The sequence below is a fragment of the Pseudodesulfovibrio tunisiensis genome (assembly GCF_022809775.1).
In the GTDB taxonomy this organism is placed as follows: Bacteria; Desulfobacterota; Desulfovibrionia; order Desulfovibrionales; family Desulfovibrionaceae; genus Pseudodesulfovibrio; species Pseudodesulfovibrio tunisiensis.
On the sequence record NZ_CP094380.1, the window covers coordinates 2039584 to 2054901 of the forward strand.

Here is a 15318-nt window from a genome sequence, read left to right on the forward strand (position 1 = left end):
CTCTGAAGACTGGAGGCTTCATATGTCCGTGATCGTGCGCAAGAGTCTTTTGGAACTGATTTTTTCCGGCGCATTCATGAAGCGCTGGAACGACAAGCTCAGGCCCATGGAACTGGTGGAGGTGGACAAGCAGGCCCACAAGATGATCGTGGCCTGGCTCCTGTTTCTGCTCAACTCCCGGGACATGGACGTGGAAGAACGCCGCGCTCTGGGCAACGAGATCGTGGAGGGCGGGCTGTACGACTATCTCTACAGACTGGTCATCACGGACATCAAACCCCCGGTATTCTACCGCATCAAGGAGGATCCCGAGGACTACCGCGTGCTCACGGACTGGGTGCTGGACCAGCTTCGGCCCAGACTGACGCCGCTGGGCGACGAATTTCTGGACGGATTGAGCCGCTATCTGCTGGAACCCGAGGAAACACGGCTTTCCCGCCGCATCCTTCAGGCTGCGCATCTCTATGCCAGCTATTCGGAATTCAAGCTGCTGGAAAGCATCAACCGCATGGACCACGAACTGACCGAGATCAAGCAGTCGTTCGAGGACCGGCTTGCGGCTCTGGCCGACATCAGGGGCGTGCCCGACCTGCTGAACGAGGGTAACACGGTCCTCGGCCGCTTCGCGCGCATGTGCGGCAGGCTCCGCTTCCAGAAACGATGGTCCCAGACACCGCGCGTGCCGGAAACATCCGTGCTGGGGCACATGTTCATCGTGGCGGCATACTCGTGGTTCTTCAGCATGGAAGTGGGCGCGTGCCGGGCTCGCAGCCAGAACAACTTCTTTTCCGGTCTGTTCCACGACCTGCCCGAGCTCCTGACCCGGGACATCATCTCTCCGGTCAAGAGCGCATCGAAAGTCATTGGCGAACTGATCCGCGAATATGAGAGCCGGGAGCTGGAACGCGTGGTGCTCGGCCCCTTGCGCAAGGGCGGATTTCCGGATGTGGCGGCCCGGCTAGAATACTTTCTCGGCGTGGAAGTGGGCAGCGAATTCGCCTCGGCCGTGATCCGGGATGGCAGGATCGAAAAGGTCTCCAGCGATGTCCTGACACGGGAATGCAACCGGGACTGTCTGGACCCCAAGGACGGAGAACTGCTCAAGGTCTGCGACAGCCTTGCCGCGTTCATCGAAGCCAACACCGCGCTGAGGAACGGCATTTCCTCGGACCAGTTGCACGAGGCCCTGTACCGCATCCGCCGCCGCTACAACGAAACCCCGACCGTGGCCGGGATTCAGATCAGCGCGCTGCTCGCGGATTTCGACTGATTGAAGAATTCGGGAGACGGCCCGAAATGATACGAAGCCGCACATCTCCGGCCGGAAAGGATGAAATGACCGGAGCTGCGCGGCTTCGTGCCCGATTCGGAAAAGCCGCCGCCATTGCTTGACGAGGGATGCGACGGCTTCCCGCTATGTTCAGACGCTCTTCCCCATCACGAAGACGAGCGCCAGAGATGCAAAGGTTGCGACAGCGACAACGAGTTCGCGAAAACGACTCGCCCGGGGAGCGCAACGGACCATGACTTCACGACCGTCCTTCAGGACCATCAGGACCAAACGGGATTCGGATTCCATGCTGCTCATGGCATAACCTCCGTGGCCGCCTTGTGCGACCTGCCTATGAACGCATATACGTTTGACCGATACGTGCTTCCAATCATATTCAATGATGAACTTGTTCGGAATTTTTGATTGATTTCCGCTCCCGGACCGAATAGGAGCCAAGCAGCACGTTTTTCCCGGGTTTGCCCGAAAAAAACGACCACGCGCATCCGCTTCCGTGCGGAAACGCGATTTTTCCAGCCTGCAAGGAGATTTGCCCGATGGAACTCTACCAGCTCAAGACATTCATCGTCGTTGCCGAGGAAGCGCATCTCACCCGCGCCTCGGAACGGCTGCATGCCAGCCAGCCCACGGTCAGCGCCCACATCAAGTCGCTGGAAGAGGAACTCGCCACCCGGCTGTTCATCCGCACGCCCAAGGGAATGCGTTTGACCGAGGCCGGAACCCTGCTCAAGGCCCGGGCCGACGCCGTGCTGGCAGCCGTGGCAGACATGCGGCGCGAGGCGCGGCTGCTCAATGACGAGCTTGTGGGCGAAGTCAGCGTGGGCTTGTCCACGGACGCGGATTTCCTGCGCGTGGTGCCTCTGGTCACGGGACTCGGCGAGGCCCACCCGCGCATCACGCTTCAGCTCGGTCAGGGCTACAGCACCTCGATCCGGGACGATGTGCGCTCCGGCAATCTGGACGCGGGCTTCGTGTTCGGGGAGCCCAGACAGTCCGACATCCACGCCGTGCGTCTGGAGTCCACGCAGTTCTACGTGGCCGTGCCCGACGTGTGGAAGGATTCCATCAAGGGCGGTCTGGACGCATTGGCCAGGCTGCCCTGGATCAATTCGCCGAGCGACTGCCCGGCCCAGTCCCTGTTCAACAAGTTTTTCGCGGACAACAACATCCAGCCCGCCATCACGCTGGAAGCGGACGGCGACGAGATCATCCGCGCTCTCGTGGCCGCGGGCAAGGGCATCTCCTTTTTCCGCGCCGAAGAGGCCGAGGCAGCCTCGCGCATCGGCAGGCCCGTGCACTGCGTGCCCTTTGACGGCCTGACCATCGACCTGTTCTTCATCTTCCAGCGCAATCGGGATCAGGACCCGGTCATGAGTGCGGTTCTGAATCAGGTGCAAAAGGTCTGGAGCATGGACTAGCCGCAGGGCGCCAGCAAATTTCGCTCCCGACGCGTGACATTGCCGTCCGAACCGCCTATCCTCTGCCCAAAGCCGACGGAACACCCGTCCGGATTTCCGCGCAACAACGAACCCGGAGGCTGACATGGCTCTCACTCTCAGAGACCCCGTGAGCGGACTCACCCACTGCATTGGCGCACTCCTGGCCGTGCTCGGCACCGTACTGCTCGTGGTCCGCGCCTCGATCCCCGCCATGCCGTGGCACATCGTCACCTTTTCCATCTTCGGCGGGTTCATGATCCTGCTCTACCTGTCCAGCACGCTCTACCACTGGCTCCCCCTGTCCGAAACCGGAACCCGCGTGCTGCGCCGCATCGACCATTCCATGATCTTTCTCTACATCGCGGCCACATACACGCCGATCTGCCTCATTCCCCTGCGCGGTGGCTGGGGCTGGTCCCTGTTCGGTTGCGTCTGGGGAATCGCCGTGGCCGGAGTGTTCCTGAAAATCTTCTGGCTGCACGCCCCGCGCTGGCTGTCCACCGCCATCTATCTCGCCATGGGCTGGATGGTGCTCGTGGGCATCTATCCCCTTGTCGTGAATCTCGAAACCGGTGCGCTCGCCTGGCTCGTGGGCGGCGGTCTGGCCTACAGCGTGGGCGCGGTCATCTATGCCTGCAAGCGGCCCGATCCATGGCCCAACGTCTTCGGATTCCACGAAATATTCCACCTGTTCGTCATGCTCGGCAGCTTCTGCCATTTCATCGTCATGTACTGCTACATCAGCCGGGCATAGAAGAGGCCTTCGGCGACCCTCCCGGGGGGCCGGGCTCTGCCCGGACCCGCCAAGGAGCAAGGCCCCTTGGATCCCCATATGTTTCCGGAATTTGAAGAGGCTGGCTGCATGCCCTGTCGGGACATGCAGCCAGCCTCTTCAAATTCCGGAAACGGGTAGGTCCGAAGGGAATTCTCTTTTCCTTGTTTTCCTGTTTCCCCCTGAAATCCATTCCTCGACAGGGCAAGTTTCCGCTTTTCCGCACCTCCCTGCGCCGCCAAACGAACCTTCCAAATTTCCACCACTCTCACAGGCGGCGTAGAACCAAAAAGCTTTGAAGAGCCACGAGAAACTTTCACGAAAGTTTCTCGTGCCGCCGGAGGCATCTTCCCCCCCTCCACACACGACAACCTGCTATCTATGGGTATCGGCGCAGCCGTAGGGATAGAGAATGCGCCAGCCCCAGACCGCGATGGTGATGCCGATGAACGCACCGAACAGCACGTCCGAGGGGTAGTGCTTGAGCGCGGGAACTCGGCAGAGCCCCACGAGACAGGCCACGGCCAGAGCCGGAACGCGCACACGCGGAAAGACGAGCCCGAGCCCGGTCATGGACGAAAAGATGCGCAGGGTGTGACCGGACGGGAACGAGTAGTGCAGGTAATCTCCGGCCAGCGGAAAGAAGCCGTAGATATCGTGGGAAAAGAGCAGTTCGGGCCGGGCACGACCGAACACGAGCTTGAGCAGATCGCCCGCCAGCATGGCTGCGGCCACCACGGTGCAGAGATACAGCAGGGATTTGGAACGATAGGACGGCCCGTTGTTCAGCGCATCGATCCCGCCCCAGACGAATCCAACGGCCAGTAGCGCGGTGAAAAGTTCGTGATTGGCAAGCTGGGACACGGCCTTGGCCAGAGTATGCCAGCCCGTGTCCTTGAGCAGAAACGCGGCCTCGGCAACGGGCCGATCCACATACAAATAGCAGCCCACGATGGCAGCGACCACCAGAAGGAGAAAGAAGAGCGTACGGGCAAGGGTGCGTTCCATCCTGAGAGTCCTTTATCCGAGAATTTCCCGGGTCACCTGCTTGCAGGTATCGTCCGCGGGCACGAATGCGGTTTCGCCGATGGAGACCACGGGCCGCATTCCGGTCAGGGAATTGAGCACATAGGCGTGATCGTATTCGGGCAGTGCGTCCAGAGAGATTTGCACCGGCGCAATGTCCAGCATCCGGCGGGCAACGGCAATGGCGGTTCCGGCCAGCTTGTACCGGGATTCCGGCTCGAAGAACGCGCCGTCCCGTTCGAACAGCAGGGACGCGGTCCCGGTTTCCAGCAGATGGTCGTGAAAATCCAGAATTGCGGCATCGTCGAATCCGCGCGCCCTGGCCCGGGTCCATGCCAGATGATAGAACATGTGGCTCATGGTCTTGCAGTGCGCAAGGGTGGACACATGGCGGTCGTTGCACACGCAGAGCCGAAAGGTCTTGTGCGGGGACGGCTCGTACGGCGCGGCCAGAATCACGGGCCGGGCCGGGCCGTCTTCCACGGGATAGAAGATGTTGACCCGGGCAGGCCTGTCCGCAAGCTGATTGCGTTTGACGGTTTCCAGACACACGGCCGGGAAATCCACGGTCTCGTACTCCAGCCCATAGGCTCGAAACGCGCCAAGCAGACGGTCAAGATGCGCATCCAGCAGGCAGAGCCTCGTCCCGTTGTAATAGATGGTCTCGAAGAAACCGGTTCCGAACCGGAAAGCGGGCGCGGTGGGGTCCATGGGCACCGGCCCTTCGTGAAAACCGTTGTCGCGGTAATGGATCATGCGTCCCCCGGGTGCAGGAATTTTTCGGCCTTGGCCATTGTTTCCCAATACTCCTTCACGGGGTCCGAGTCCACCACGATGCCGCTTCCGGCCCAGTACTCGAGCACGCCGCGTTGCCGGTCATGCACTGCGGTGCGGATCAGGATCGAGGAATCCATGGTCTGTTCGTCCTCGATGACCACGGCCGAACCGCAGTACGCGCCCCGGGCATGCGGCTCCAGTTCCTCGATGATCTCCATGGACCGCCTCTTGGGGCAGCCCGTGATGGACCCGCCCGGGAACGCGTCCAGAAACAGGTCCAGACAATCCCGGCCCGGCGCAAGAGAGCCGCGCACGTTCGCATACATCTGAAGCAGATTGTCCACCTGAAACACGGACTTGTGCTCCTCCACACGCACGGTCCCGACCTCGCAGTTCATGGAAATGTCGTTGCGCAACAGGTCCACGATCATGGAAAGCTCGGCATCCTCCTTGGGATCGCTCGTCAAAGTGCGCTCCAGCTCCGGGGAATATTCGTCGAACCGCAGGGTACCCTTGATGGGCTGGGCCAGCACCTCGCCCTGCTCCACACGCAGAAAGCGTTCCGGGGAGGTGGACAGGATGCGCTGCTGTCCGGCGGTGAACCAGAAATAGAAGGGCGCGGGATGCGTGCGCCGCATGTGCAGAAACAGATTCAGGGAATCCAGCTCCGGGCAGTCCCAGGCAAGCCGCGTGGTCAGGTTGAGCTGATAGGTGTGGCCGTCCCGGATGCGCTCCAGGGTCTCGCGCACGCCTGTCTCGTATCCGGCTCGATCCAGAGAAGCGCGGAACGGACCGTCCGGCAGGCCGCGAACCGGACCGGGGGCAACGGGCGAATCTAGGTTGCTGAACAGGTCGGCTGCCATGCGCACGGTCTCCGGATCGCCGGAAATCTCCACAGTGCCGGATGCATCGCTGGCCCCGGTGCCGGTGACGGCGTGGAATTCGGCCACGGCCCGGTATTTCCGCAGCACACCAAAAGGCACGGGACACGCCTTGTCCGTGGCAATGCCGCGCAAATGCATGCCAAAGGCATAGCTCAGATAGCCAAGCGTGGTGCCGGGCAGGGAAAAGCAGAATGACTTGATCGCATCGCGGGAAGTGTCCGGCTCCAGCACGAATTCCCGGTCCGGACCGATGCCCGCCAGCGTGCGGGACTCCCCGGTGAATCCCGGGGCGGAGAGCAGCAGATCAGCGTCCATGCGCCGGGCCAGCTCCCCGGCAAACGCGTCGAATCGCGCGCGGTCACACGAGGCCGAGAAAGCGGAACGCATAGTCCAGAAACTCCTTGCCGTGAGGCGAAAGAAAGGATTCGGGGTGAAACTGGCATCCGAGCAGGCCGCGCTGGCGATTGCCCAGACACATGATCACGCCCGCGCGGTTGCGGGCCAGCACGTCCAGCCCCTGCCCCACCCGGGTGACGTGCAGGGAATGATAGCGGGCCACGGTCATTTCCCGACCGTCCAGCACGATGCTGTCCGCCCTGCCGTGCACGCAGCCCGGCAGCCGGTCCAGTTCACCGCCCAGCAGATGATTGATGATCTGCATGCCCAGACACACGCCGAGCACGGGAATGCCGGTTTCCAGCAGCCGCTCGTACCCGGGATATTCCACGGGCGAGCCCGGGCCCGGCGAGATCACGAGCAGGTCCGCTTCCGGATTCAGGGTGTCCAGCGCGGCATGGGACTCCACCCGCACGTTCGGCCTTTCGCCCGCAATCGGGGTCGAGGCCAGAAGGTGACGCAGGTTGTGGGTGAAGCTGTCCTGATTGTCGATGAGAAGAATGTTCATGGTGCTGCGGCTGTCTTAATCAAGGGCAGGGAGGCTGGCAACTGTTGTCCGAATCCCCTGCCCCGTGTATTCTGCCCGCGCAAGACAAGGAGGAACCATGTCCGCCAAGGTATTTTTCTGGAATCTCAGGGCCAGTTTCAAGGCCCCGTTCGAGCAGCGCATGAAGGGGCTGCTCAAGGCCGTGAAGGTCAACAGCCATGTGCAAAGCGGCGACATGGCCGCCATCAAGATTCATTTCGGGGAACAGGGAGTCACGGGTTTTCTGCGCGCCCCTGTGGATCAAGCCGATCATCGATTTCCTGAAGAAATCCGGAGCAAGGCCCTTTCTCACGGATGCGTCCACCCTGTATGTGGGCCAGCGCGGCGAGGCGGTTTCGCACCACATGTGCGCCGCACGCCATGGCTGGGATCCGCTGGTCCTCGGCGCGCCCGTGATCATTGCGGACGGGCTCAAGGGCGACAACGAGGTGGCCGTGCCCGTGCACGGCAAGCACATCGAGGACGCCTACATTGCCGGAGACATTGCCTCGGCCGACTTTCTGGTGTCCGTCAACCATTTCAAGGGACACGAGCTGGCCGGATACGGCGGCGCGCTCAAGAACCTCGGCATGGGCTGTGCGTCCAAACGCGGCAAGATGCAGCAGCACTATTCCACGGGCCCGATCCCGCATCCCGACCATTGCGTGGGCTGTGAATCGTGCGTCCGGGTCTGTCGCACCGGCGCACTTTATCTGGACGAGGAAACCGGAAAGATCGCGCTCGACCCGGAAAAATGCGTGGGCTGCGGCGGATGCTTCGTGGCCTGCCGCCACAACGGCCTGACCGTGAACTGGGAAATCGGGGTGCAGGATTTTCTGGAGCGCATGATGGAATACGTCAAGGGCGTGCTTGCCACCAAGAAAAAGCCCTGCCTGCACGTCAACTTCGTGATGGACGTGGTGCCGGACTGCGACTGCGTGGGCTTCACGGACGCGCCCATCTGTCCGGACATCGGCATTCTGGCCAGTTTCGACCCGGTTGCCGTGGACCAGGCCAGCATGGACCTCGTGAACGAGGCACAGCCCCTGTTCCCGAGCAAGCTGCCCGAACTGACGCAACCCGGGGACAACAAGTTCCTCGCCATCCACAACCACGTGCCCGAGCACATGGGGCTGGACTATGCCGAGGCCATCGGTCTCGGCACCCGCGACTACCAGCTGGTCAGAATGTAGCCGCGACACATCGCAAGAAAAGCCCCCGACTCGAACGAGCCGGGGGCTTTTCTTGTACAGTCATTTATTTCGAGGTCCGTTCCAGCAGGGCCACGGCCTCGATGTGCGTGGTGTGCGGAAACATGTCCACGGCGCGGGCCGCGCGCAGCTCGTAGGCCGGAGCAAGCCGTTTCACGTCCCGGGCCAGAGTGGCGGGATCGCAGGCCACGGCCACGATTCTGGGCGGGGCCAGTTTCAGCACGGCCTCGGCGATCTCCTGATGCATTCCGGACCGGGGCGGGTCGGTCACGATCACGTCGGGCCGGGCCATGTCCGCCAGCCCGGGCAGGCCGCTTTCCAGACTGCCCGCATGGAATTCGCAGTTCTCCGAATGATTCAGGGCTGCATTGGCGCGCGCGTCCTCCACGGATTCCGGGGACAGTTCGTATCCGGTAACCTTCCGGACACCCTGCGAAAGAAACAGCCCGATGCCGCCAGTGCCGCAGTACAGGTCCAGCAGGGATTCGTCGCCCTTGAGCCCGGCCATCTCGCGCACCGTGTCGAACAGGATTTCGGCCCCGGCCGTGTTGGTCTGAAAAAACGCATTGGCGGAAATGCGGTAACGGGTCTGCCCAAGGCGTTCCTCGATGCTGTCCCGGCCCTGCACGTTCTGCACGCGCTCGCCGAACGCCAGAGTGCGGCGGCTCTTGCGCGAGGAATGCACGAACGAGGTCAGGCCCGGAAAATCCTTGCGCAGTTTGCCGCCCAGTTCCTCGGCCCGGGCATGAAGCCGGGGATCGGCAGCCGTGATCAGGTGGACCATGCATTCGCCCGTGGCAGTGTGGCGCACCACCAGATGCCGCCAGTAGCCCTTGCCCGTACGGGGATCGAACGCGGGCACCCGGCTTTCGCGGCAGAACCGGCGCACGGCCCGAAGCAGCTTCATGGCATCCGGGGAACACAGAAAGCATTCCCGAATATCCAGAACATCGGCCCGTTCCGGGTCGCCGGACCGCACGGCCCGACGCAGCCCGACGCGCAGGGATTTGCCCGTGCCCTGAAACGCGAATTCCATCTTGTTGCGGTAGTTCCAGATTTCCGGGGAACCGGCCGGAGCCAGCATCACGGACGGATCGGCTCCGCCGATGCGCACCAGTGCGTCGCGCACCTGATCGGATTTCTGGGCAAGCTGCTGGGCATAGTCCAGATGCTGGAGCGAACACCCGCCGCACTCGCCGAAATGCGGACAGCGCGGTTCCGTGCGATGCGGCGACGGCTTGAGCACGGACCGGGTCACCCCCTCGGCAAACCGCTTTTTGGCACGCACGATTTCGGCCTCCACGGTATCTCCGGGCAACGCGCCCTCAATGAACACGGCCATGCCATGCACCCGGGCCACGCCCCTGCCGCCAAAGGCCAGGGATTCCACTTCGCATTCCACGATGTTTCCTTTTTCCAGCATCTCTACCGCCATCTGTTGAATTGATTGCCCGGAATCCGGGTCTGGCGCGCTGTTTGACACGGATCACCGCCCCTGTCTATCCTCGCGGCATGATCGACAAGGCAACCGCGCTGGAAACCGTGCTCCGCAAGCTGGACAAACTGCCCGAAGGCCATGCCGTGGACCTGCGCACCTACAAGCGCAATCGCTCCGTGACCATTGCCCGCACCGGGCCGGACACCTTCGACGTGCAGGAACGCGGCTATCACGAGGAGCTGTTTCAGACCGACCGCGCCAAAATGAAGAAACTGCTCAAGACCCTGTTCAAACGCGAATTCCCGCGCAGCACCAAAATCCGGCTGTACGACCTCGGCGAATCCGGAGCCGATGCGCACGCCGACCGGAAAATCATCTGACATGCTGGACAAGGCCGCTGCCATTCCCGCAATTCTCTCGCGCCTGAGCAAGCTCGCCCCGGGGCAGGGGCTGGACCTGCGCACCTACAAGCGCGACCGTTCCATCGTCATCCGCCGAACAGGCGACGACGCGTTTCATGTCGCCGTGGACGGCTTTGCCAAGGAAGAGACGGACACGGATGCCAAGGGGCTGAAAAAGCTGCTCAAGCGGCTCATGAAACAGGAATTTCCCCGCAGCAGCAAGGTTCGCGTGTACACGCTGGAAGACTGATCCCGTCAGTTTTCCGCACCCGCTCCGGACGGCGGCGTGTACCTGACCAGTTCCAAGGTGAAATGCCCGACCTTGACCTTTGACCAGACCTTGACCGGAATCCGCCGCTCGTCCGCGGAAAACCAGACCACCAAGGCCGCATCCGGGCTCTTCCGGAACACCCCGGAGATGTGTTTCACGTCCAGATTCACCCGCCAGCATCGAAAGGTGCCAGCCTTTGTCTCCACGGTTTCCATGCCGTCCACCACGGATTCCCCGATCACGGACTTCTTGCCGTCGGTCACGGGCACACCGTAGCGCATGGTCTTGTACAGCACCTGCCTGCGGTAGTTGAACAGCACGGACATGGGATCGAACGCATGCTCGGGCTGTTTCAGTTCATGACGCAACTCGCCCCTGATGTACCGAAACGTCCTGTTCACGCTCCAGTCGAACACGAGGTCCACCTTCTTGTGATAGGTGCCCTCGTTCTGGTCCTTCCTGTAGCGCAGGGAGCGCGTCACGTCGCGGTCGGTCCACGCTTCCATGCAATCCCGGACCTTGTAGAAGTTGTCGATGGCCGGAGTGGTGCGCGCCTCGGCCCGGAAATGCCGGGCAGGCACCCCGTTCATCTCGGTGTCAGGCATGACTTCCAGTTCGGCATACCCGACCTTGATGAAGGTCCAGTAGATTTCATAGGACAGTTTTTCACCCGGCCCGAACGGAACCTTGAGCCCGGCACATGCCGGACCCGCAAAAAGGGCCAGAGTCAGGAGAAAGGCCGATGCCGCAAGGGAAAAACGGTGTTTCATGCTTTCAGATGTGCGGCAATCCCGGGCCGCAAGTCAAGGGAAACCGCACGGTTCCGCGCTCCCGGGTAGACAAAATCATGGCGTACGGCTACGAATAAGGCAAAATATCGGCAGGATATCCGTCCGTTGAACAAATCGCAAAGACAGGAGATACCGTCTATGATGCTCAGAAAGCGCGCCTGGGACATGATGCGCGACGATTTCCCCACGGTTCGCGACGATGCCAGTCTGGCCGAAGCCATCCGCGTCATGCGCGAATCCATGAAGGAAACCCCGGACAATCAGGCCGTGGTGGTGCTGAACCGCAACGACAAGCTCGTGGGCGTGGTCACCATCTGGGACCTGTTCCGCGCGGTCAAGAGTTCGGTGCTCAAGGACGAATACCTCCACGACGACGGGGAAGTGGACTGGGACCAGCAGTTTGCCAATGCCTGCCTGATCTGCACGCAGATGCGGCTGGACGACTACATGGTCACCGAACCCACCCTGCTCAAGCCCAACGACCCCGTACTGCTGGTTCTGGATTCCTTTCTGAAGAAGAAGCGCGCCTGGGCCCTTGTCGAGGAAGGCGGCCGCATCATGGGCATTGTCTATGCCACCGACGTATACCGCGAGATGACCCGCGACATGGTCCGGGCCTTCATGTAACCCGCAATCCGATTCGCACCCCAAGGCCTCCCGCGCATGAGCAATGCACGGGAGGCTTCCTGTTTCAGCCTGCCGAACGGGCAACGGCACGCCCCCGCCTTTCCCTGCCAGATTGCGCAAGGTCCGCACGGATCACATCATTCCTTTCACTTGCGGCATCATTGCAACAGCATACTCCATAGATGAATTCGATACTCATCATCGAAACCAGTCGGCTTAAACAATTGGTCAGGAGAAATGATTTGAAGATATTTTTGCACATTCCGCCAATGCAGAGGAGAGCTGCCCAACTCGGCAGCAACAAAAGGAGACGAGGAAATGAACAATTTTTTTGCCACACGGAAAGGCATTGTCGCCACGGGACTGATCATCGGGGTATTCGCGGCACTGCTGCAGTATCTTGGCAACCCGGGCAACATGGGCATTTGTGTGGCCTGCTTTGAACGCGACATTGCCGGGGCGCTCGGTCTGCACAGGGCCAGGGTGGTCCAGTACATACGGCCCGAGATCATCGGCTTCGTGATCGGTGCCATGGCGGCCGCATACATCGGCCGGGACTTCCGCCCCAGAGCCGGTTCCGCGCCCATTGTGCGCTTCATTCTCGGCGCATTCTCCATGATCGGCGCCCTGGTCTTTCTGGGGTGCCCGTGGCGTGCCATACTCCGGCTTGCCGGAGGCGACCTCAACGCCATCGTGGGACTGGCCGGACTCATCGCCGGAATCTGGATCGGCACCCTGTTCTTCCGCAGCGGCTACAATCTGGGCCGCAGCCAGAAGACCTACACCTCGGTCGGCCTGCTCATGCCCCTGTTCATGCTCGGCCTGCTTGCCCTGATGCTCATCTATCCGCAGGTGAGCGGAGAGGCCAAGTCCGGTGTCCTGTTCTACAGCCTCAAGGGCCCCGGCGCCATGCACGCCCCGCTGCTCGTCTCTCTGGCCATCGGTCTGGCCGTGGGCGCCATTGCCCAGCGCAGCCGCTTCTGCACCATGGGCGCGTTTCGCGACCTCATCCTGTTCAGGCAGGGACATCTGCTCTCCGGCGTGATCGCCCTGCTGGTTGCCGCCCTTGTCATGAATCTGGTCCTTGGCCAGTTCAACATGGGCTTCGAGCACCAGCCCGTGGCCCACACTCAGGCTGTCTGGAACTTCGCAGGCATGCTTCTGGCCGGTCTGTGCTTTGCTCTGGCCGGCGGTTGCCCCGGCAGGCAGCTTTTCATGGCCGGTGAAGGCGACGGCGATGCCGCGGTCTTCGTCTTCGGCATGATCGTGGGAGCGGGCTTCGCCCACAACTTCGGGCTGGCCAGCTCTCCCAAGGGCGTAGGCCCGCACGGCATTGCCGCCGTATTCATCGGACTGGCAGTGTGCCTGTTCATCGGTTTCACAATGCGCAAGAAGGCGTAACAGCCTGCTGAAAAATTCCAGAAGACAGGCTGTTCCCATCCGGGGCAGCCTGATTTAAGGAGAACATCATGAGTGATGTCATTGACACGCGGGGACTTTCCTGCCCTCAACCGGTGCTGGATACCCTGAAGAAGATCGAAGCAATGAAGTCCGGAGAGCTTGACGTGCTGGTGGACACGGATGCCGCCAAGGAAAACGTGTCCCGCGCCGTGCAGGCCAGGGGATGGACCGTCAGGGCCATTTCCGAGGAAGGCGACGGCGAATACCGTCTCCAGTTGGCCGGAGGCCAATCTTGAGCATTCTGGACCTGTTCAGAAAAAAGGACTCCCGGCAACCTGTGGACTCGCAGGTTGACCGGGGGCTTCTGGTTTTCGCGCACACGAGTGAAGTCATCCGTGCGGAAAAACTTCTCAAGGCGGCAGGATGGACCATCAAGGTCATGGGGCCGCCCCCGGAAATCCAGAAGGGATGCGATCTGGTCGTGGAATTCCCCCTCATGGAAAAACTGAACATCCTGCGCACCCTGACGGAATCCGGCACCCCTCCTCTGGAAATCGTGCCCGTGACCGGCCCGCTTCTGGCTCCGGTGGACCTGTTTCAGGTCAAGGACTTCGGCAACCACATCATGGTGCGCGCGGCCAACATGAAGATTACCGTGGAAAAATCCACCCGGATCATCGTCAACATTTCAGGCGGCGGATGTCCGGACGTCCCGTACATCGCAACGCAACTGATCGGTCGCACGCTGGAAGAGGCTCCGGCTCCGCGCGACATCGGGCATACCCTGTGCGGCTATGCCCTGGACCTTGCCCATCAGGAGATATTGCGCCAATGCTCGCCATAGTCGGCACGGTTCCCGACCCGGATTTTCCGCTCCTTGACGCCCCGGTGACACTGGAGGGCAAGGTTCTGCTGGTCGGAGATCACGTCATCGCCCCGGACCGGGGCACTCCGGCCCTGCTGGGGGCCACGGCGCAGGCCTGCATTCATCTGGGCATGGACATGCCCCACGCCTTTCTCGTGGGCGATGAAGGTCTGGGCAAAGGCAGCCGGGACCTGTACGCCCATCTCGTGAATGTGCTGCCCGAACGAAGCTACGCCACGCTCGTCTTCCACTATCTCCAGCCCGATGTGGACTGGCACAACAAGGTGCTGCTGAGTGTCGGGGAAATGCACCCCCGGCCCAGACTCGTTGCGGACGCGGGGTTCATGTACGCGGCCAAGATGAGCGGGGAAGCGTCCGCCTACGACCTGTTCACGCCGGACGTGGGCGAACTCGCGTTTCTGGCCGACGAAGCCGCGCCCCATCCTTTCTATACGCGGGGATTCATCCTGCAGGACGAGACTAGGACGCCGGAGCTGATCAGGCGGACCTACGAGTACGACAACGGCGCGGCCTGCCTGCTCGTCAAGGGCAGCACGGACATCGTGTCCGACAGGACCGGGGAGCTCGCCAGAATCACCGGACCGAGCGAAGAGGCCATGGAGGCCATGGGCGGCACCGGAGACACGATCACCGGCATGGCCTGCGCCCTGATCGAATACGGTCTGCCCGTCCCGGATGCGGCCCGCATCGCGGCTCAGGCCAACCGCTACGCAGGTCAACTTGCCAAGCCCGATCCCGGCTCGCAGATCAGTGATCTCATCCCCCACATCCCGCTTGCCCTGTCAAAGGCCATGAACCAATGACCACGCGTGATCGAAAGATATCCCCGGACATGACGCTGCTCGACATCGTGCATGACCATCCGGATACCGAAGCCGTCTTTCGCGCCCGGGACGAACAGGCCGGTGAATGCCTGCTCTGTCAGGCCCTGTTCGACACGGTTGCGGAAGTGGCCGAACGCTACGGACTGGATGCCGAAAAGTTGCTGGACGATCTGGCACAGGCAGCAATTCGGCCCACAGGACAATGAACCATTATTCTTTTATATCGGCTGAATAGACAGACAAGGAAACAACCGAAGCACTCTCCCCGGCAAGCGGAATTCACTGTCTCCCACGCCCTCCAGTCACTACGGGAACCAATTTGGGCATGTCCTTTCCCCCTCGGACAATCGCCCTGAA

Annotated in this window: 19 protein-coding genes; 12 read left to right on the forward strand and 7 right to left on the reverse strand. The window is 61.7% G+C overall.

Going from position 1 to position 15318, the window contains the following annotated elements; translation table 11 throughout:
* Positions 1–22: 22 nt before the first annotated feature.
* Positions 23–1270: an HD domain-containing protein gene (locus MPN23_RS10040; RefSeq protein ID WP_243544072.1), complete on the forward strand. Its 1248-nt coding sequence runs from the start codon at positions 23–25 to the stop codon at positions 1268–1270.
* A gap of 150 nt (positions 1271–1420) precedes the next feature.
* On the opposite strand, the gene MPN23_RS10045 is transcribed toward MPN23_RS10040, so the two are convergent.
* Positions 1421–1588, reverse strand: a complete 168-nt coding sequence (locus tag MPN23_RS10045) for a hypothetical protein (protein ID WP_243544073.1) — start codon at positions 1586–1588, stop codon at positions 1421–1423.
* A 239-nt stretch (positions 1589–1827) separates the two neighbouring features.
* On the opposite strand from MPN23_RS10045, the gene MPN23_RS10050 reads away from it, so the two are divergent.
* Positions 1828–2709 carry a LysR family transcriptional regulator gene (locus tag MPN23_RS10050; protein WP_243544074.1) on the forward strand — a complete coding sequence of 294 codons (882 nt, stop codon included), beginning with the start codon at positions 1828–1830 and terminating at the stop codon, positions 2707–2709.
* Between the two features lie 124 nt (positions 2710–2833).
* On the forward strand, positions 2834–3484 hold the full coding sequence (gene trhA, locus MPN23_RS10055) for a PAQR family membrane homeostasis protein TrhA (protein WP_243544075.1): 651 nt from the start codon (positions 2834–2836) through the stop codon (positions 3482–3484).
* A gap of 393 nt (positions 3485–3877) precedes the next feature.
* On the opposite strand, the gene MPN23_RS10060 is transcribed toward trhA, so the two are convergent.
* From MPN23_RS10060 to MPN23_RS10075, 4 genes are read right to left on the reverse strand one after another with little or no spacing between them, the layout of a single operon-like run.
* A complete protein-coding gene (locus tag MPN23_RS10060; protein ID WP_243544076.1) occupies positions 3878–4510 on the reverse strand; it encodes a phosphatase PAP2 family protein in 633 nt (210 codons plus the stop codon).
* Between the two features lie 12 nt (positions 4511–4522).
* On the reverse strand, positions 4523–5284 hold the full coding sequence (locus MPN23_RS10065; protein ID WP_243544077.1) for an aminotransferase class IV: 762 nt from the start codon (positions 5282–5284) through the stop codon (positions 4523–4525).
* A complete protein-coding gene (locus MPN23_RS10070) occupies positions 5281–6576 on the reverse strand; it encodes an anthranilate synthase component I family protein (protein WP_243544078.1) in 1296 nt (431 codons plus the stop codon). The genes MPN23_RS10065 and MPN23_RS10070 overlap by 4 nt, the downstream gene beginning before the upstream one ends.
* Complete coding sequence (locus tag MPN23_RS10075; RefSeq protein WP_243544079.1) at positions 6548–7093, reverse strand: aminodeoxychorismate/anthranilate synthase component II; 546 nt, start codon at positions 7091–7093, stop codon at positions 6548–6550. The genes MPN23_RS10070 and MPN23_RS10075 overlap by 29 nt, the downstream gene beginning before the upstream one ends.
* A gap of 197 nt (positions 7094–7290) precedes the next feature.
* Between MPN23_RS10075 and MPN23_RS10080 the strand changes: the two genes are divergently transcribed.
* Positions 7291–8304 carry a DUF362 domain-containing protein gene (locus MPN23_RS10080; RefSeq protein WP_341540070.1) on the forward strand — a complete coding sequence of 338 codons (1014 nt, stop codon included), beginning with the start codon at positions 7291–7293 and terminating at the stop codon, positions 8302–8304.
* 64 nt (positions 8305–8368) lie between these two features.
* Here the strand turns inward: MPN23_RS10080 and rlmD are convergent, their stop codons facing one another.
* Positions 8369–9745, reverse strand: a complete 1377-nt coding sequence (gene rlmD, locus MPN23_RS10085) for a 23S rRNA (uracil(1939)-C(5))-methyltransferase RlmD (RefSeq protein ID WP_243544080.1) — start codon at positions 9743–9745, stop codon at positions 8369–8371.
* 89 nt (positions 9746–9834) lie between these two features.
* Here rlmD and MPN23_RS10090 point away from each other — a divergent pair, with 89 nt between their 5' ends.
* Together MPN23_RS10090 and MPN23_RS10095 are read left to right on the forward strand one after the other, a co-directional pair.
* Positions 9835–10140, forward strand: coding sequence for a hypothetical protein (locus tag MPN23_RS10090; RefSeq protein WP_243547377.1), 306 nt, complete (start codon positions 9835–9837; stop codon positions 10138–10140).
* Position 10141: 1 nt separating this feature from the next.
* On the forward strand, positions 10142–10411 hold the full coding sequence (locus MPN23_RS10095) for a hypothetical protein (RefSeq protein ID WP_243544081.1): 270 nt from the start codon (positions 10142–10144) through the stop codon (positions 10409–10411).
* A 5-nt stretch (positions 10412–10416) separates the two neighbouring features.
* On the opposite strand, the gene MPN23_RS10100 is transcribed toward MPN23_RS10095, so the two are convergent.
* Positions 10417–11202 carry a DUF3108 domain-containing protein gene (locus tag MPN23_RS10100; protein ID WP_243544082.1) on the reverse strand — a complete coding sequence of 262 codons (786 nt, stop codon included), beginning with the start codon at positions 11200–11202 and terminating at the stop codon, positions 10417–10419.
* Positions 11203–11361: 159 nt separating this feature from the next.
* Between MPN23_RS10100 and MPN23_RS10105 the strand changes: the two genes are divergently transcribed.
* The 6 genes from MPN23_RS10105 to MPN23_RS10130 all read left to right on the forward strand — a co-directional run bounded on the left by MPN23_RS10105 (position 11362) and on the right by MPN23_RS10130 (position 15167).
* Positions 11362–11850, forward strand: coding sequence for a CBS domain-containing protein (locus MPN23_RS10105; RefSeq protein ID WP_243544083.1), 489 nt, complete (start codon positions 11362–11364; stop codon positions 11848–11850).
* A 318-nt stretch (positions 11851–12168) separates the two neighbouring features.
* Positions 12169–13251 carry a YedE family putative selenium transporter gene (gene yedE / locus MPN23_RS10110; protein WP_243544084.1) on the forward strand — a complete coding sequence of 361 codons (1083 nt, stop codon included), beginning with the start codon at positions 12169–12171 and terminating at the stop codon, positions 13249–13251.
* Positions 13252–13319: 68 nt separating this feature from the next.
* A complete protein-coding gene (locus tag MPN23_RS10115; protein WP_243544085.1) occupies positions 13320–13547 on the forward strand; it encodes a sulfurtransferase TusA family protein in 228 nt (75 codons plus the stop codon).
* On the forward strand, positions 13544–14095 hold the full coding sequence (locus MPN23_RS10120; RefSeq protein ID WP_243544086.1) for a putative Se/S carrier protein: 552 nt from the start codon (positions 13544–13546) through the stop codon (positions 14093–14095). The genes MPN23_RS10115 and MPN23_RS10120 overlap by 4 nt, the downstream gene beginning before the upstream one ends.
* Positions 14083–14940: an NAD(P)H-hydrate dehydratase gene (locus MPN23_RS10125; protein WP_243544087.1), complete on the forward strand. Its 858-nt coding sequence runs from the start codon at positions 14083–14085 to the stop codon at positions 14938–14940. The genes MPN23_RS10120 and MPN23_RS10125 overlap by 13 nt, the downstream gene beginning before the upstream one ends.
* Positions 14937–15167, forward strand: coding sequence for a DUF1858 domain-containing protein (locus MPN23_RS10130; protein WP_243544088.1), 231 nt, complete (start codon positions 14937–14939; stop codon positions 15165–15167). The genes MPN23_RS10125 and MPN23_RS10130 overlap by 4 nt, the downstream gene beginning before the upstream one ends.
* The last annotated feature ends 151 nt before the right edge of the window (positions 15168–15318 follow it).

What these genes read in the sequence shown, in the direction of transcription:
- MPN23_RS10060 (WP_243544076.1), bottom strand. Translation starts at nt 4,510, where the DNA reads ATGGAACGCACCCTTGCCCGTACGCTCTTCTTTCTCCTTCTGGTGGTC.
- MPN23_RS10115 (WP_243544085.1), top strand. Translation starts at nt 13,320, where the DNA reads ATGAGTGATGTCATTGACACGCGGGGACTTTCCTGCCCTCAACCGGTG.
- MPN23_RS10090 (WP_243547377.1), top strand. Translation starts at nt 9,835, where the DNA reads ATGATCGACAAGGCAACCGCGCTGGAAACCGTGCTCCGCAAGCTGGAC.
- MPN23_RS10125 (WP_243544087.1), top strand. Translation starts at nt 14,083, where the DNA reads ATGCTCGCCATAGTCGGCACGGTTCCCGACCCGGATTTTCCGCTCCTT.
- MPN23_RS10130 (WP_243544088.1), top strand. Translation starts at nt 14,937, where the DNA reads ATGACCACGCGTGATCGAAAGATATCCCCGGACATGACGCTGCTCGAC.
- rlmD (WP_243544080.1), bottom strand. Translation starts at nt 9,745, where the DNA reads ATGCTGGAAAAAGGAAACATCGTGGAATGCGAAGTGGAATCCCTGGCC.
- MPN23_RS10070 (WP_243544078.1), bottom strand. Translation starts at nt 6,576, where the DNA reads ATGCGTTCCGCTTTCTCGGCCTCGTGTGACCGCGCGCGATTCGACGCG.
- trhA (WP_243544075.1), top strand. Translation starts at nt 2,834, where the DNA reads ATGGCTCTCACTCTCAGAGACCCCGTGAGCGGACTCACCCACTGCATT.
- MPN23_RS10050 (WP_243544074.1), top strand. Translation starts at nt 1,828, where the DNA reads ATGGAACTCTACCAGCTCAAGACATTCATCGTCGTTGCCGAGGAAGCG.
- MPN23_RS10075 (WP_243544079.1), bottom strand. Translation starts at nt 7,093, where the DNA reads ATGAACATTCTTCTCATCGACAATCAGGACAGCTTCACCCACAACCTG.
- MPN23_RS10105 (WP_243544083.1), top strand. Translation starts at nt 11,362, where the DNA reads ATGATGCTCAGAAAGCGCGCCTGGGACATGATGCGCGACGATTTCCCC.
- MPN23_RS10040 (WP_243544072.1), top strand. Translation starts at nt 23, where the DNA reads ATGTCCGTGATCGTGCGCAAGAGTCTTTTGGAACTGATTTTTTCCGGC.
- MPN23_RS10095 (WP_243544081.1), top strand. Translation starts at nt 10,142, where the DNA reads ATGCTGGACAAGGCCGCTGCCATTCCCGCAATTCTCTCGCGCCTGAGC.
- yedE (WP_243544084.1), top strand. Translation starts at nt 12,169, where the DNA reads ATGAACAATTTTTTTGCCACACGGAAAGGCATTGTCGCCACGGGACTG.
- MPN23_RS10100 (WP_243544082.1), bottom strand. Translation starts at nt 11,202, where the DNA reads ATGAAACACCGTTTTTCCCTTGCGGCATCGGCCTTTCTCCTGACTCTG.
- MPN23_RS10045 (WP_243544073.1), bottom strand. Translation starts at nt 1,588, where the DNA reads ATGAGCAGCATGGAATCCGAATCCCGTTTGGTCCTGATGGTCCTGAAG.
- MPN23_RS10065 (WP_243544077.1), bottom strand. Translation starts at nt 5,284, where the DNA reads ATGATCCATTACCGCGACAACGGTTTTCACGAAGGGCCGGTGCCCATG.
- MPN23_RS10080 (WP_341540070.1), top strand. Translation starts at nt 7,291, where the DNA reads ATGTGCAAAGCGGCGACATGGCCGCCATCAAGATTCATTTCGGGGAAC.